Origin of the sequence: Streptomyces albipurpureus (assembly GCF_023701525.1) — a bacterium.
GTDB classification, from domain to species: Bacteria; Actinomycetota; Actinomycetes; order Streptomycetales; family Streptomycetaceae; genus Streptomyces; species Streptomyces albipurpureus.
In genome coordinates, this window is the sequence record NZ_JAMQAW010000036.1 from 263,906 (window position 1) to 277,911 (window position 14,006).

Below are 14,006 nucleotides of genomic sequence, written 5' to 3' on the forward strand. Positions count from 1 at the left end.
CTCAGGACGCCCCTTCCTGCCTCAGGCCGGCTCCTCTGGTGGGGCCCCTGGGAATCCTCCTGGAGCGACTTCCCGCGAAGCGATGACAGCAAGCGCTTTCTATCGGATATGACGCTAGCCTGCCGACAGCGGCCCGGACAAGCGCCCCGGGCCCATCTCCCGCGGAGGGAAGCGATGACAGTCACGCTTGCGGATGTCGCGGCGCGGGCCCGGGTTTCCCCGGCCACCGTTTCCCGCGTACTCAACGGCAACTACCCGGTCGCGGCCTCGACCCGGGAGCGGGTACTGCGGGCGGTGGACGAACTGGACTACGTACTGAACGGCCCGGCGAGCTCCCTTGCCGCGGCGACCTCCGACCTCGTCGGCATCCTGGTGAACGACATCTCCGACCCGTTCTTCGGGATCATGGCCGGGGCCGTGCAGAGCGAGATCGGGGGCCCGGAGGGCATGGGGAGGGCCGGCGGCGAGAAACTCGCCGTGGTCTGCAACACGGGAGGCCTGGCCGAGCGCGAGCTGACCTATCTCACCCTGTTGCAGCGACAGCGCGCGGCGGCGGTGGTGCTGACCGGTGGCGCGCTGGAGGACCCGGAACACACCGCGGCGATGTCCGCGAAGCTGGCGAAACTCACCAGGGCCGGGACCAGGGTGGTGCTCTGCGGCCGCCCGCCGATGCCCGGCCCGGACGGCGCCGCGGACGACCATCCGGCGCCCGCCGTACTCGCCTTCGACAACCGGGGCGGGGCGCGGCGACTCACCGAGCATCTGCTTGCCCTTGGCCACCGCAGGGTGGGCTATGTGGCTGGGCCGCCGGGGCGTACCACCACCAGAGACCGACTCGAAGGCCATCGGGAGGCGCTGGCAGCGGTGGGGCTGGCGACGAGCGCCCAGGAACGGCTGACCGTGCACGGCACATACAGCCGGGGCTCAGGCTTTGACGCGGCCCGCGAGCTACTGCGCCGGGACCCCGAACTGACGGCGATCGTGGCCGCGAACGACACCGTGGCGCTCGGGGTGTGTGCGGCCCTACGCGATCAGGGACGACGCGTCCCCGAGGACATCTCGGTGGCGGGCTTCGACGATCTGCCCTTCTCGGTGGATGCCGCCCCCGCGCTGACGACGGTACGGCTGCCGCTCTTCGAGGCGGCGGCCCGGGCCGGACGGTTGGCCATGGGCAAGGAGGCCCCGCCGCCGGGTGGGATAGCGACGGTCGAGGCGGAGTTGATGGTTCGGGGGTCGACGGCACGGCCGAACGGGTGAGGAGCGGGGCGGTTCCCTCGCTGGGGCCGAGCGGGGGAATTGTTGAGCCTCGGCGAGTGGTCGACCGGTAGGCCCCGGCCTCGGCGATCTCGTCGGTCTGACCCGGCCCGGTCAGACCGACCGTCTCGGCCTACCGGCCCGGCCTCTCCATCTCGCCCCTCGCCTCGCCGCACACCTCCCCCGCACCTCACCGCAGCTCCTGGGCTCCTGGGCTCCTGGGCTCCTGGGCTCCTGGGCTGATCATGGTGGCAAGGCCCCGCCCCTCAGGCGAGATGTCACAGATGGTGACGGATGCCGGGCGGGATGCGGGGTACGCGGTCCAAGAGCCGCCCGGTGGAGACGTACCGCTGGGCGCCGTGGAGCCGCGTCGCTGGTACGACGAGTGCCGCGCGGTCGCCACCCCGGCGAGGCGGTCGCCGACCCAGCCGTATCGCCGAACGCCTCCCGGCCGTACACGGCTGGGAGCCCACCGGGCCGAACAGAGCCCCCGACGGAAGGACCAGTGCCATGAAGTTCGCCTTCTCCACGCTCGGGGTACCGGGCATGGCCATGGCAGATGTGGCAGCCCTCGCCGCCGACACCGGCTACCAGGGGGTGGAGCTCCGAGTCGCCCCCGACGAACCGGTGCACCCCGGATTGGAGATGCCGGAGCGGGCGGCGGTCGCCAAGGAGTTCCGCCGCGCGGGCGTGGAGGTCCTGGCCGTTTGCGGATACACCAACCTCGCCGCCGAAGCCGATGAGGCGGTGGTCCTGCGGGAGCTCGGGGAGCTGCTGTGGTTGGCCCGGGACCTGGGCGCACCCTATGTACGCATCTTCCCCGGGGCCGCAGATCAGGACCCCGCCGTTGCGGACGCAACTGCCGCTCGTAGGCTCGGTGCGGCGGCCGAGACCGCGGCGGGAGCGGGTGTGCGACTGCTCCTGGAGACCCATGACTCACACCGCACCGGGGAGGCGATCTCCGGGGTCCTGGGGCCGGTGGGGCATCTGAACGCGGGCGCCCTCTGGGATGTGCTGCACCCCTGGCTGGCCGGTGAGGACCCGCTCACCACCCATGGCTATCTCGCTCCTTTCCTTGGCTATGTGCAGGTCAAGGATGTGGCGGCAGTTGACGACCTGATGCCGTTGCCGCTGGGCAACGGAGTCGTTCCGCTCGCCGAGTGCCTGTCCACGCTTACTCCGCAGACGTGGTTGAGCTGGGAGTACGAGAAGCGCTGGTACCCCCAGGCGGCGGAGCTGCCAGGGCTGCTGGTCCAGGGACGTGAGTATCTGGAGGGCCTGCTGTCGGCACTGCCCGTGCAGCCGACCTTCCCGACAGCGAAGTAAGCGCGACTCCACCGACCAGGAGCACCGCAGCGCACCAGCGCAGCGGGCTGATCGCCTCGTCCAGCAGTAGCGCGGCCGATGACATGCCGAAGACCGGTACGAGGAGTGAGAAGGGGGCGACTGCTGAGGCGGGGTGGCGCCGCAGCAGCCAGTTCCAGGCTCCGAAACCGAGCACGGTCGAGATCCAGGCGACGAACAGCACGGTTCCGGCGCCGGTCCAGTCCAGGGCGCGCAGGGCGGCCGCCCCCTCGCTCGGCCCCTCGAAGACCAGCGAGAGCATGAGCAGTGGCAGTACCGGGACGACACTGACCCAGACCATGAAGTTGAACGCTTCCGGTGGGGACGCCTTGCGGGTCAGCACATTGGACACGCCCCAGCAGGCCGCGGCCGCGATCACCAGGGCGAAGGCCGCCATCGAGCCCGACGCTCCCTCGTCGACGGCCGCGACCGCTATCCCCGCGAGAGCCACCGCCATGCCGATGATCCGGCCACGCCCGGGGCGCTCCGCGAGGAAGGAGGCGGCGAACACGATCGTGAAGACGGCCTGGATCTGGAGCACCAGCGAGGAGAGCCCGGGCGGCATCCCCTGGTCCATTCCGATAAAGAGAAGGCCAAACTTCCCCACACCGAGCGCAAATCCCACCCCTACGATCCACCGCCAGGCGACCGTGGGGCGACCGACGAGGAAGACAGCGGGAACAGCCGCCACCAGAAACCGCAGGGCGGTGAAGAGCAGCGGCGGGAAGTGGTCGAGCCCGATCTCGATGACGACGAAGTTCACTCCCAGAATCGCGGTGATCAGCACAGCCAGGCAGATGTGTGCGGGACGCATAGATCGAGCATCAGGGACCGAACCATGTAGCACCAGCACACATTTCTTCATGGTGGAATTGAGCTTTGCTTACGAATGGGAGGGAGCGCCGTCATGCTTGACCTGGGACGGCTGCGGGCCCTGCACGCGGTCTCCGTGCACGGTTCGGTCGCGGCCGCGGCGACCGCACTCGGGTATACGCCTTCGGCGGTGTCGCAACAGATCACCAAGTTGGAGCGGGAGACTCGTACGACCCTGCTGGAACGACAGGGTCGGGGTGTCGTACTCACCGACGAGGCCCGCCATCTGGCCGCGACCGCCCAGGAGTTGCTGGCCATAGTCGAGCGCGCCGAGACCACCCTGGAGGAGCGCCGCGGCACGCCGACCGGCCGACTGACGATCGCCGCCTTCCCCTCCGCGGCCCGGGGACTCCTTCCGGAGGTGCTTGCCCGACTCGCCGAGGGCCACCCGGGCCTGGACGCCCGGCTGACGGAGGTCGACCCGCATCTCTCGATAGACCTCGTCGCCAGGGGGATGACGGATCTCGCCGTGGCCCACGACTGGGACATCGCTCCGCTGCCGGCACCGGACGGGGTGGAGCAGGTGTTCCTCGGCGAGGACCTCTGCGATCTGCTGGTACCCACGGGACATCCACTGGCGGCGGCGGGCAAGGCGCGGCGGGAGGATCTGGCGGGTGAGCGCTGGATCTGCCAGCCGCCGGGGACGGTGTGCCACGACTGGCTGGTACGGACGCTACGGGCATCCGGCCGCGAGCCGGACCTGGTGCACCAGGCGGAGGAGAACCACACCCAACTGGCCCTGGTGGCGGCGGGGTTGGGAGTGGCGATGATCCCTCGTCTGGGGCGTGGGGAGCTCCCGCCGGGCGTGGTGGCGGTGAGCCTCGATCCACTGCCGAGACGGCGGCTGTACGCACTGTGGCGGGTGGGGGCGGCGAGGCGGCCGGCCATCACGGCGACGGTGGGGATGCTGCGCGAGTGCTTCACCGGGGTGGAGTGACCCCCGGGGCACCCCTGACCACCTACCGCGTCTCAACACCGCCCCAGGGTCCGCCGCCGCCACCCTCCCGTGCCCAAAAACCCAGAACCCAAAACCCAACGCCCGGCACCCCGCACCCCGCACCCCGTACCCCGCACCCACAACACGACTCACGACTCACCAGGATCTCTCCCCCGACATCAGATGAGTCTTCGTGTGCGGCAGGCAACCCTCCCCCGCGCTTTGCCGTCTACTCAGCCAGCCCTGCCGGGTGGGTCCGCAGCACGGTTCCGGTTCGCTTCGCCTCGGCGCGAGCGGGTCCGGTCCACCCCTCTCCCGCCGTCTGCGGTCGGCAGGGTCAGCCGCCACCGGTGCGTCCCCTCCCGACGGCACCGGTGGCGGGCCCATGCCGGGGACGGCTCACCCATCCCGGTGAACCCCACGAAGAAATCAGACATCAGGGACCTGTAACACCACACTTTTTCTTTCCCTTGCCGAACTCTTGTCCTGACAGTTATCTTCCGGCTGACCGTTTCCCCTGGAAGTTTCCTTCAACTCCCTTGTAAGCAAGGCCGGAAGGAGCACCTATGCAGGACCGAAGCCTCTCCAGACGCACGCTCATCGCGTCAGCCGCCGTCGGTGCGGCCACTGTCGGCGCCGTGACGGGCATGACCATGCCCGCCGCAGCCGCCGAAGGCCGCGCCACTCAGACCAAGCGGCTCAACCAGCTCATCGCCCGGATGAGCCTGGAGGAGAAGGTCGGCCAGCTGTTCGTGCCGTATTTCTACGGGTCGTCCGCCACGGCGCCCGCGCAGAACCACGTCGACAGCAACCTCCGTGAGATCGGCGTCCGCAATGTCGCCGAGATGATCCAGAAGTACCACCTCGGTGGCTTGATCTACTTCGGCTGGTCGGGCAACATCACCAACCCGCACCAGCTGGTCGATCTCTCCAACGACATCCAGAAGATCGCCAAGGACAACGGCACCCTGCCGATCGTGATCTCGATCGACCAGGAGCACGGCCCGAACACCCGGGTCGGTCCGCCTGCCACCCAGCTGCCCGGTCCGATGGCGCTCGGCGCGAACGGTTCGGTCTCCGATGCCCGCACAGCAGCGGAGATCGCCGGCGTCGAGCTGGCTGCCATGGGCATTCACCAGAACTTCGCCCCGGTCGCCGACGTCAATGTGAACCCGGCCAACCCGATCATCAACATCCGGTCCTTCGGCTCCGACGCACGACACGTCAGCCGGTTGACCGCCGCTCAGGTGCGCGGCTACGAGCGCAAGGGCATCGCCACCTCCGCCAAGCACTTCCCGGGGCACGGCGACACGGGAACCGACAGTCACACCGAACTGCCGGTGATCACCCACACCCGTGAGGAATGGGAGCGGATCGACGCTCCGCCGTTCCGGGCCGCGATCGACGCGGGGGTGTCGTCGATCATGACGGCACATCTCCAGGTCCCGGCGCTCGACCCGAGCAACGACCCGGCCACGCTCTCGCGCCCCATCATCACCGGTGTTCTCCGTGGAGAACTCGGCTACGACGGGGTCATCGTGACCGACGCGCTCAATATGCGGGGCGTCCGGACCAAGTACGGCGACGACCGCGTCCCCGTCCTCGCCCTCAAGGCGGGCGTGGACCAGCTGCTCTTCGTACCCAACCTGGACCTGGCGTGGAACTCGGTCCTCAACGCGGTACGCAGCGGTGAGCTGACCGAGGCGCGGCTGGACGAGTCCATCCTCCGCATCCTGCGGATGAAGGACAAGGTCGGGCTGCTCGACGGCAACCCCTATGTCACTCACCGCGGAGTGGACCGGACGGTCGGCATCCGCAAGCACCTCGACACCGCGGAGCGGATCGCCGAGCGCACGGTGACCCTGCTGGTGAACAAGGGCGACTTCCTGCCGCTGTCCCGTCGTAAGCAGCGCAAGGTGCTGGTCACCGGCCAGAACCCGGGCTTCCCTTACAACGCCAGCCGTACGAGTGTCGCGCTGCTCTCGGAGCAGTTGACGGCGCAGGGCTTCACGCCGTCGACCGTCACCATCGACCACCGCAACCAGACCTGGGATGACGCCAACATCGCCAGGGCGGTCGCGGGGGCCGCGGGCCAGGACGTCGTCGTGGTGCTCACCTCGAACGTGGGGGCCACCAGTCGCCAGCGTGTCCTGGTGCAGCAGCTGGTAGCCACCGGGGTCCCGGTGGTCACCGTCGCCATCGGCAATCCGTATGACATCGCGCATCTGAGCGGAGTGAAGGCCTCGCTCGCCACCTACGGTGGAGCGGATGCCGAACTGCCGACACTCGCACGAGTGCTCGCGGGTCGTGGAGAGCCTGGTGGGCGCCTTCCGGCGGCCATCCCGCGCGCGGACAATCCGGCGCAGGCGCTCTACCCCGTCGGCTATGGACTGTCATACGACGACTGACGTAGAAGGATTCCGAGGTTGCCATAGACGCGTCATCCTCGGAAAGCCTTATGGCTGCCGGTGCTGCTGGCATCGCCCGCCCGGACGGGCCACCCTTGATCCGACGGCCGCACGGTCGCATGGGTGAAGGGGCGGGGCTCCGCATGGCAAGGCGACCGCGGTCCGGCCGACGTAGGTCCACATTGAGCGCCCTGGTACTGATACCAGTGGCGCTCATTGTGGGTTGCCAGCAGTCGGCCGACGGTGCCGACCGGGCGAGGGGTTCGGCCGCGCCCACCTCACCCGCCCCCCACCATGGCACGGTCTTCCTCGGCCCCGGTGACTGCGGCTCCCGTGACGAGCAGTTTCGGGAGGTTCCCTGTACCAGCGAGAAGGCGGTGGCACGGGTGATCGGCCGGCATGGCGGCCGACCGTCGACCGGCCCCGCGTGCCCTCCGGTCACGGATTTCGTGGTGCACATCTCCCAGGGCTACTCCCCCGTCGATGAGGACGGCGATGGCGATGTGGGCCAGGGCTACGCCTGTATGCGCAATCTGCAAGCGCCGCACCCGGGCGATCCGGGCGGTGGTGGAGGACCGCACACCCTGGTTGCTGACTGCGTCTACAAGGCGGGCGGTGGTCGGGTGAAAGAGACCGCCTGCGATGGCTCCGGTAAGCGGAAGCCACAGTTCAAGATCGAGTCGGCCGTGGCGACACGTCCACAGTGCCCCTCCTGGACGGATCTCTATGTGCGGTTGCGCGGGGACAAGCCAGTGGGCTGTGCCCACCGCGTATGACCGCGGTGGGCACAGCCCCAGGACTCTCAGGAACTCACGGTCGCAAGGTGGGCTCGCGCTCGATGTCCTTCTTGTCGAGAGTGGCGTCAAACCTCGCCAGCGGCTTGGCCTTTGACTCATCCTGCTGGACGGCGGCCGGAGCGACGCCCGCCCACTTCAGGATGGCCGCGGTAGCGGCGACCTTGTCGTCGGGCGCGAGTCGGGCCACATTGGCACCGTGGTTGCCGCCGGGGACGACATACACATGGCTGTCGCTGCTGCCCCGACCCAGCCGGAACGGCTCGGCGCTCCACGGGTCGTTCTCGCCGTTGACGAACATCATCTGGTCGGCGTTGTTCCGCACCCACCGGTCGATGTCCTTCATCGCGTACGGCTTGAACCGCATCGGGATGTCCCGCGGCACGAACTGGCGCGGCGGCTGGTAGTTGTACCGGCTCAGGCCCTTGAGGTGGGCCTGCTTGATGTCCGGTGAACCGAGCTCCGTACCCGCCTGGTAGTAGTACGGCGTGTACGGCTCAAGGCCCTGGTCCGTGTAGAAGGAGAAGCCGGCGATCGCATCGATCGACTTCCACAACTCGTCGTCGGTCGCGGTCTTGGCGGCCGGGATCGCGCCGCAGTCAGCGACCAGGCTGTACTGCCAGAACGCCCAGGTGTAGTCGAGGACGACGGCCTCGAAGGCACGGTCGAGGGAGCCGACCGTCTTGAAGGTGTAGCCGTTGTCCGCCGCGTACTTGCTGTAGAGCGCGGAGAGCGACCCGCGACGGACCAGAGCCTCGCGCTGGACGGCGTTCAGCTTGTCGCGGCACTCCTTGGTCCCGACGTTGTCGAGGAAGCGGTCATACGCCTTGTCCTCGTCGTTCACCACGTCGTTGGGTGCGACGTAGGCGACGACACCGTCCATGTCACGCGGGTAGAAGCGCTCGAAGTAGGTGGCGGTCATGCCTCCCTTGGAGCCACCGGTGGCGAGCCACTTCTTGTCGTAGATCTTCTTCAGTGCGGTGAAGACCCGGTGCTGGTCGCTGGCCGCCTGCCAGATGTCCAGCTTGGACCAGTCGGCCGGGTTGGGACGCGACGGTGTGAAGAATCGATACTCCAGGGAGACCTGGTTGCCGTCGACGATCGCGGTCGGCTCACTGCGGCGCGGAACGGTGTTCAGCCCATAGCCGGAGGTGAAGAACACCGTGGGACGGGTGGTGTCCTTGTGGAGGAATGTGAGCCGTTGCTGGAAGGTGCCCTTACGCGGATTCCGGTGGTCCACCGGCTGCGTGTAGTTCAGGACGAAGAACCGGTAGCCGGGATACGGCTTCTCCTCGATCAGACTCATGCCGGGTATGGCCAGAATCCGATCCTTGATGTCGGTGCTCACGGTCGTGGTGGACGAAGACTCCGCGGCTCTCGCCGCCCCTGAAGTCGCCTCCGCCGCGCCCACGGTGCCGATGAGCACCCCGAGCGACACCAGACCTGTAAGCGCCTTGCGCGCCTTGCGCATTAACCCTCCCCTGATTTATCTGTGGGTCGCCGTGAACCTAGCGTTGGTCACACCCGACCCGCCAGACCCAATTTGCGACGCCAGGGGCCCTGAACAGGAAATTCGGCCGGTATGCCCACCGGTGGACGGTGAACTTACGGGCGAAAGGTGATGGAACATCAGTAGGCATGACCAACGGGCGCCGACGGTACGCCACCCGCCCAGAGGCCCCCATAGGCCACGGAACGACGAACCCGGCAACACTCAGCAACGCACCAACTAAGCAACGCACCGACTCACCGACTCACCGACTCACCGACTCAGCGACTCAGCGACTCAGCGACTCAGCACAGGATCCACCCCGTGGAACGGCCGACTCCGGCGACCTTGCCGCTGGCCCGGATGCAGCGGTTCAGGGCATGCACGGTGACCGGTCCGGCCTTGCGCTGGTAGTTGCCCTGATCCACCACCGGACGGCCACCACGCGGCTGGATGGACACGGACATCATGCGCCGAACGCCCGGTCTCTTGGCGATCGTTACCGCGCACGCGTAGCGGTGGTTCTTGTAGACCCGCAGCTCACCGGTGGCGAACCTAATGGTCTTCGCCGGACGTCCGGAGCAGCCGGAGGCAAAGGCGGTCACACCGCCGGGAGCGGTGAGGGCGGCGAGCGCTGCCGTGGAGTGCATCGGGGCGGCGTGGGCCCGCTGACCGCCTGGTCCGAACGCGCTCAACCCGACCAGGGTCATCAGCACGGCGAGAAACTGCGCCAGGACTGGCCGCACCGGTCTGGTCCCGCGGGACGTGCTCGGTATTCGAGTGGATCGGCTCGTGCCTGTTCCCATGCCGCTGAGCGCCATGACTCCCCCTCGCTGTTAATGCCGTACTCCCGTACGACGCCTGGGGGTGCCGAAAGGTTGTCGGTTCCGCGCCCGCTTCACCCGGCCACTGCGCGAGACATGGGTGGAGTGCGGTAAAGGGACATGCGTGGGTGCGGCAAGGGCGGCGGACCCAACCGCCCTGTCGACCGGTCAAGGCGACCACACGGCTCTGGGGCGCCGCCGTGCTGGTCGCCGCCGTCAGCTCACCACCGACCCGACGGCCGCCAGGTCATCGGGGTCGTCCGCGCCGATGAAGGTGCGCCACAGCCGGGCGTAGCGACCGTTGTGGGCGAGGAGTTCATCGTGGGTGCCGTCTTCCGCCACCCGGCCGTCGGCCAGGACGACCACCCGATCGGCGCGGGCGGCCGTGGTGAGCCGGTGGGCGACGACCAGGGTGGTGCGACGGCCGGCGATCCGGTCGGTGGCCTGGTTGACCTGCGCCTCGGTGGCCAGGTCAAGGGCGGCGGTTGCCTCGTCGAGCAGCAGTATGTCCGGATCGACAAGTTCCGCGCGGGCGAGGGCGATCAACTGCCGCTGTCCTGCGGAGAGATTGCGGCCGCGTTCGGAGACCTCATGGAGATAGCCGCCGTCGAGGGTGGCGATCATTTCGTGGGCACCGACCGCTCGGGCGGCGGCCTCCACCTCGGCATCGCTCGCGCCGGGACGGCCGTAGGAAATGGCGTCCCGGAGGGTGCCCTCGAAGAGATAGGCCTCCTGCGGTACGACTCCCAGCCGGTGCCGGTAGGCGGTGAGATCCAGCTGTCGCAGATCGGTGCCGTCCGCGGTCACCCGGCCGCTGGTGGGGTCATAGAACCGGGCGACCAGTTTGACCAGGGTGGACTTCCCGGCACCGGTCTCGCCCACGAAGGCAACGGTCTGACCCGCGGGTATGCGCAGATTGATACCGGCGAGCGCTTCCTCCTCGTCCCCGTAGGCGAAGTCGACGTCCTCGAAGGCGATCTCGCCCCGCAGCGCGGTGACATCGGCGGGCTCGGCGGCGCGGACGGTGGAGGTGGGTTCGTCCAGCAGTTCCTGGATGCGCTTCAGCGAGACGGCGGCCTGCTGGTAGCCGTCGAAGACCTGGGAGAGCTGCTGGACCGGGGCGAAGAACAGGTCGATGTAGAGGAGATAGGCGACCAGGGCACCGGTGGTGAGGGTGCCGGCGCCGATGCGGTTGGCGCCGATGATCAGTACGGCGGCGGCGGCGATGGACGCCAGGAGCTGAACGAACGGGAAGTAGATCGATATCAGCCACTGGCCGCGTACTCGCGCCTGCCGGTAGCTGTCGCTGCCGGCGACGTAACGCTCATTGCCGTGGCGCTCACGGCGGAACGCCTGCACGATCCGCAGCCCGGAGACGGACTCCTGGAGGTCGGAGTTCACCACGCTGACCCGCTCACGGGCGAGTTCGTACGCCTTCACGCTCTGCTTGCGGAAGAAGTAGGTGCCGAAGATCAGCACTGGCAGGGTCGCGAAGACCACGAGCGCCAGTTCCACGTCGATGACGACCAGCGCGCCCATGATCCCGAAGAAGGTGACCACCGAAACGAAGGCGGTGACCAGACCGGTCTGGAGGAAGGTGGAGAGCGCGTCGACATCGGTCGTCATCCGCGTCATGATCCGGCCGGTCAGCTCGCGCTCGTAGTAGTCCAGCCCCAGCCGTTGGAGCTGGGCGAAGATCCGCAGCCGTACGGAGTACAGCACCCGCTCACCGGTACGGCCGGTCATCCGGGTCTCACCGATCTGGGCGGCCCACTGCACCAGCACGGTCAGCAGGGCGAGACCGGAGGCGACCCAGACCGCGCCCAGTGCGACCTGCTCCACGCCCTGGTCGATGCCATGGCGGATCAGTACGGGCAGCAGCAGCCCCATGCCGGCGTCGATGGCGACCAGGAGCAGGCTCAGCAGCAGGGGCCTGCCGAAGCCCCTGAGCAGCATCCGCAGCCCCTTGCGCTCGCCGTGGGTGTGCTCGACGCGCACGGCGTGTGCCTCGTCGATGTCGGGGGTGTCATCGGCCGGCGGGAGGGCGGCGACCTGCGCCAGCAGTTCGGGGGTGGCGTCGAGCGCGACGGCGGGCTGACCCGCACCCGCGTTCTCGTCGCGTATCCACAGTCTGGGGGTGATGCCCCGCTCGGCGTCGAACTCGGCGTCGAGTTCCTCCCGTACGGTCAGGTCCTGCACCGGCTCCGCGTCCAGCGCCGGGATGTGGCCGGGTGAGACCCCGCCCAGCTCATCCGGGTCGGTGAGCAGCCTGCGGTAGAGGGCGGAGCGCTCGGTCAGCTCGTCGTGGGTGCCGATGTCCGCCAGGCGTCCGCCGTCGAGTACGGCGATGCGATCGGCCAGGTTGAGGGTGGAGCGGCGGTGGGCGATCAGCAGGGTGGTGCGGCCGGCCATCACCGTCCGCAGGGCCTCATGGATCTCATGTTCGACGCGGGCGTCGATGGCGGAGGTGGCGTCGTCGAGGAGGAGCAGTCGGGGGTCGGTGAGGATGGCTCGGGCGAGTGCGATGCGCTGGCGCTGGCCGCCGGAGAGGGTGAGGCCGTGTTCGCCGACCTTGGTCGCGTAGCCGTCGGGCAGTGCGGTGATGAAGCCCTCCGCCTGGGCCGCCCGGACCGCGGTCTCGACTTCTTCGTCGGTGGCGTCCGGCTTGCCGTAGACGATGTTGGCGCGGACGGTGTCGGAGAAGAGGAAGCTGTCCTCGGGGACGAGTCCGATGGCGGCGCGCAGGGATTCCAGGGTCAGCTCGCGCACATCGTGGCCGCCGACGAGGACCGCGCCGTGGGAGACGTCGTAGAAGCGGGGCAGCAGCAGGGAGACGGTGGACTTCCCGCTGCCGGAAGCGCCGACGACGGCGACCGTCTCGCCCTCGCGGATCTCCAGGGAGAAGCCGTCGAGTACGGGCCGGTCAGGGTCGTAGCCGAAGGTGACGGCGTCGAACTCGACGGTGGCGGGGGCGTCGGCGGGGAGTTCCTTGGTGCCGTCCTGGAGGGTGGGCTCGGTGTCGATGAGTTCCAGTACGCGTTCGACACCGGCGCGGGCCTGCTGGCCGACGGTGAGGACGACAGCGAGCATCCGCACCGGACCGACCAGCTGGGCGAGGTAGGCCGAGAAGGCGACGAACGTGCCCAGCGATATCTGTCCGCGGGTGGCGAGCCAGCCGCCGACGGCGAGCATGGCGACCTGGCCGAGGGCGGGCACGGACTGGAGGGCGGGGGTGTAGCGGGAGTTCAACCGGATGGTGCGCAACCGGCCGGCGAAGAGCTTGCGGCTCGCCTCGCGCAGTTTGCCGGTCTCCTGGTCCTCCTGGCCGAAGCCCTTGACCACGCGTACGCCGGAGACCGCGCCGTCCACCACTCCGGCGACGGCGGCGGCCTGGCTCTGGGAGTACCAGGTGGCGGGGTGGAGGCGGACGCGGCTGCGGCCGGCGATCCACCACAGGGCGGGGCCGACGGCGAGCGCGATCAGGGTGAGCGGCAGTGAGAGCCAGGCCATGATCACGAGGGAGATCAGAAAGAGCAGAACGTTCCCGATGGTCATCGGGAGCATGAAGAGCAGGCTCTGGATGAGCTGGAGGTCGCTGGTGGCACGGCCGACGACCTGTCCGGTGGAGAGTTCGTCCTGACGGCGACCGTCGAGGCGGGTGATGGTCGCGTACATCTCGGTCCGCAGATCGTGCTGGACGTCGAGGGCTAGTCGGCCGCCGTAGTAGCGGCGTATGTAGGTGAGGACGTAGACGACGACGGCCGCGGCTATGAGCAGTCCGGTCCAGACGGCGAGGGAACGGGTCTGGTCGCCGATGACGTCGTCGATGACGACCTTGGTGATCAACGGGACCAGGGCCATCACCGCCATGCCCCCGAGCGAGGAGCCGAGCGCCAGCACCACATTGCGCCGATAGCGCCATGCGTAACCGCTTAGCCGCCGTACCCAGCCCTGCTCAGCCGCCGCCACTGGTGCCTCCCGTTGATTGAGCTCCGCCGGAACTCACCAACGCCGAGCAGGCCGTTTTTCATCCCGCTGTAACAAAAGGACCATCACCGGAGCCGGGTGGGACACAACGTCCCG

8 protein-coding genes and 1 pseudogene are annotated in these 14,006 nt (G+C 68.6%); 5 read left to right on the top strand and 4 right to left on the bottom strand.

Annotated elements, in window-relative coordinates:
* Window positions 1-174 precede the first annotated feature (174 nt).
* Complete coding sequence (locus NBG84_RS28195; RefSeq protein ID WP_250922436.1) at window positions 175-1,257, top strand: LacI family DNA-binding transcriptional regulator; 1,083 nt, start codon at window positions 175-177, stop codon at window positions 1,255-1,257.
* A 507-nt stretch (window positions 1,258-1,764) separates the two neighbouring features.
* Window positions 1,765-2,526, top strand: a pseudogene (locus NBG84_RS28200) (sugar phosphate isomerase/epimerase family protein); the annotation flags it as partial.
* On the opposite strand, the gene NBG84_RS28205 reads toward NBG84_RS28200, so the two are convergent.
* Window positions 2,429-3,412, bottom strand: a complete 984-nt coding sequence (locus NBG84_RS28205; protein ID WP_285367834.1) for an EamA family transporter — start codon at window positions 3,410-3,412, stop codon at window positions 2,429-2,431. The pseudogene NBG84_RS28200 and the gene NBG84_RS28205 sit on opposite strands and share 98 nt — an antisense overlap.
* A 93-nt stretch (window positions 3,413-3,505) precedes the next feature.
* On the opposite strand from NBG84_RS28205, the gene NBG84_RS28210 reads away from it, so the two are divergent.
* The 3 genes from NBG84_RS28210 to NBG84_RS28220 all read left to right on the top strand — a co-directional run bounded on the left by NBG84_RS28210 (window position 3,506) and on the right by NBG84_RS28220 (window position 7,592).
* Window positions 3,506-4,408, top strand: a complete 903-nt coding sequence (locus tag NBG84_RS28210) for a LysR family transcriptional regulator (RefSeq protein ID WP_250922438.1) — start codon at window positions 3,506-3,508, stop codon at window positions 4,406-4,408.
* 566 nt (window positions 4,409-4,974) lie between these two features.
* Window positions 4,975-6,816, top strand: coding sequence for a glycoside hydrolase family 3 protein (locus NBG84_RS28215; protein WP_250922439.1), 1,842 nt, complete (start codon window positions 4,975-4,977; stop codon window positions 6,814-6,816).
* 143 nt (window positions 6,817-6,959) lie between these two features.
* Complete coding sequence (locus NBG84_RS28220; protein WP_425608714.1) at window positions 6,960-7,592, top strand: hypothetical protein; 633 nt, start codon at window positions 6,960-6,962, stop codon at window positions 7,590-7,592.
* A gap of 34 nt (window positions 7,593-7,626) precedes the next feature.
* On the opposite strand, the gene NBG84_RS28225 is transcribed toward NBG84_RS28220, so the two are convergent.
* From NBG84_RS28225 to NBG84_RS28235, 3 genes are all read right to left on the bottom strand, one after another.
* Complete coding sequence (locus NBG84_RS28225) at window positions 7,627-9,081, bottom strand: S28 family serine protease (RefSeq protein ID WP_250922441.1); 1,455 nt, start codon at window positions 9,079-9,081, stop codon at window positions 7,627-7,629.
* 323 nt (window positions 9,082-9,404) lie between these two features.
* The gene (locus NBG84_RS28230; protein ID WP_250922645.1) at window positions 9,405-9,749 is read right to left on the bottom strand and encodes a hypothetical protein; all 345 of its coding nucleotides are present in this window, start codon (window positions 9,747-9,749) and stop codon (window positions 9,405-9,407) included.
* Window positions 9,750-10,139: 390 nt separating this feature from the next.
* Window positions 10,140-13,892, bottom strand: coding sequence for an ABC transporter ATP-binding protein (locus NBG84_RS28235; protein WP_250922442.1), 3,753 nt, complete (start codon window positions 13,890-13,892; stop codon window positions 10,140-10,142).
* Between the last annotated feature and the right edge of the window lie 114 nt (window positions 13,893-14,006).